This is a genomic window from Pseudomonas sp. GL-R-26 (assembly GCF_019947365.1).
Taxonomy (GTDB): domain Bacteria; phylum Pseudomonadota; class Gammaproteobacteria; order Pseudomonadales; family Pseudomonadaceae; genus Aquipseudomonas.
The window spans coordinates 1-1,805 of the sequence record NZ_JAGYGI010000073.1 but is presented as its reverse complement, the minus strand read 5'-3'; the positions used below and the strand labels follow the sequence as shown (position 1 = coordinate 1,805).

General features: G+C 62.2%; 1 protein-coding gene. It reads right to left on the bottom strand.

The window, feature by feature from the left end; genetic code table 11:
- Positions 1 to 1,805: ornithine decarboxylase (gene speC / locus KGA96_RS29555; protein ID WP_046043925.1), on the bottom strand; the 1,805-nt coding region annotated here is incomplete at both ends.

Below are 1,805 nucleotides of genomic sequence, written 5' to 3'. Positions count from 1 at the left end.
TGCAACTCCGGCGTGAAGCCGGGCAAGCGGTTGATGCCTTCTTCCAGGGCCAGGAAGTACTTGAGCACCGCGCCGCCCCAGATTTCACCTGGCACCACGCACAGAACCCCCGGCGGATAAGGCAACGCGCCCTCGGCGGCAATGCGCCCGTCGGCATCCGCCAGCGCCACCAGTTCGACGTTGCCGCGGATGTACTCGATTTGCGCTTGCTGCGGGTTCATGGCCTTTTTCGGGAAGTGTTCCTTGCGGAACATGTCCTTCTGCAACTGTTGCACGTTGTGATGGCGGTACAGGTCGTGCATTTCCTGGCAGAGCTGGCGAATGGTGTAGTTGCGATAGCGTTCCTGATGTTGCGCGTAGATCGCCGGCAGCACCCGGCTCATCGGCGCGTCATCGCTGATAAAACGTTCGAAGCGGGCGATTTGCGCGGCCAGGTGGGTCATCTTCGCCCAGTCTTCGGCCGGGGTGAGCAGGAACAGGATCGAGTTGAGGTCGCACTTTTCCGGGACGATGCCGTTCTCGCGCAGGAAGTTGGCCAGGATGCCGGCGTGAATGCCGAAGTCGGTGTAGCTGCCGTCCACCGGGTCGATGCCCGGTGTGGTGAACAGCAACTTGCACGGGTCGATGAAGTACTGCTTCTCGGCGTAGCCGGCAAAGGCGTGCCAGCGGTCCTTGGGATGGAACTCGAAGAAGCGGATGTCGTTGGCGATTTCTTCCGTTGGATAGTCTTCCCAGGCGCGCCCTTCAATGCTGTACGGCACGAACGGGCGGACCATGGTGCAGGCTTCGAGGATCAACTTGCGCGCCTCGATGCCGAACTTCACGCAGTCTTCCCACAGGCGCAGGCCACTGCGGCCCGAGTGAATGCGCGCATTCACATCCAGCGAGGCGAACAACGGGTAGAACGGGCTGGTGGACGCCTGGGCCATGAAGGCGTTGTTGAGCCGGTGATGGTTGCAATAGCGCGCCTGGCCTTTGATGTGGCGGTCTTTCTTGTGCACCTGGGAGGCCTGGGAAAAACCGGCCTGCTGTTTGTGCACCGACTGGGTGACGAAGATGCCCGGGTCGTTCTCGTCGAGATCCAGCAACAGCGGCGAGCAGTCTTTCATCATCGGGATGAACTGCTCGTAGCCGACCCACGCCGAGTCGAACAGGATGTAGTCACACAGCTTGCCGATGCGGTCGACCACTTGCCGGGCGTTGTAGATGGTGCCGTCATAGGTGCCCAGTTGAATGATCGCCAGGCGAAATGGTCGTGGCAGTTGCGCCTTGTCCGGGGCGACCTCGGCGATCAGTTCGCGCAGGTAGTCCTCTTCGAAGCAGTGGGCGTCGATGCCGCCGATAAAACCGTAGGGGTTGCGCGCGGTTTCGAGGTAGACCGGCGTGGCGCCGGCCTGCAACAGCGCGCCCTGGTGGTTGGACTTGTGGTTGTTGCGGTCGAACAGCACCAGGTCACCGGGGGTCAACAGGGCGTTGGTCACCACCTTGTTCGAGGCCGAGGTGCCGTTGAGCACGAAGTAGGTCTTGTCCGCGTTGAACACCTGCGCGGCGTGTTTCTGCGCCAGCAGCGCCGGGCCTTCGTGGATCAGCAGGTCGCCGAGCTTGACGTCGGCGTTGCACATGTCGGCGCGAAACAGCGTCTCGCCGAAGAAGTCGAAAAACTGCCGACCGGCCGGGTGCTTGCGAAAGAACTGGCCGCCCTGGTGACCGGGGCAGGCAAAGGTGGCGTTGGCCGCCTCGGTGTAATGTTTGAGCGCGTCGAAGAACGGCGGCAGCAGGCTTGCTTCATAGGCCTTGGCGGCGGT